The sequence below is a fragment of the Pedobacter sp. 01N416 genome, assembly GCF_056399685.1.
The window spans coordinates 1-465 of record NZ_JBFTRT010001097.1 but is presented as its reverse complement, the minus strand read 5'-3'; the positions used below and the strand labels follow the sequence as shown (position 1 = coordinate 465).

The 465-nt window shown below is 37.8% G+C and carries 1 pseudogene; it reads left to right on the top strand.

Going from position 1 to position 465, the window contains the following annotated elements:
• Positions 1 to 170 precede the first annotated feature (170 nt).
• Positions 171 to 465, top strand: a pseudogene (locus tag AC1DND_RS29405) (lipolytic protein G-D-S-L family); the annotation flags it as partial.

The following is a 465-nucleotide window of genomic DNA, read 5'->3' as shown; positions in this document are numbered from 1 at the left end:
CGCTCCAACCTGCGTGATGAGATTTTTGAAATGTTCAATGGTATGATCGAATTGGAGGCCGAAGAGCGGGATGAACTATTGCAGTTGATAAAAGGCCTTGAACCGATGAAAAATTAGATTTATATTAATAAGTAAAATTAGTAATTTGTTGCCGATAAAAACAGCTTTAGATGAAAAGATACCTATTATTGATCAGTATTTTACTAATTAACATCCCATTATTGTCTGCACAGCATAAGAAGAGAAATCTTAATATTGTTTTTATCGGCAATAGTATCACGCAAGGCGTTCAGATCGCCGATGCTGCTGATGCCCCACCTGCTGTAGCCGTAGCTTACCTGCTTAAGCAAAAAGGAATAAACGAAGTTAAATTCAGTAATCAGGGCCATAGCGGTTATACCACTTTTGATTTTTTACCCAGTGCAAGCCGTACTTTTAACAAAGTTGAAGAAGCAGCCAGTGCAT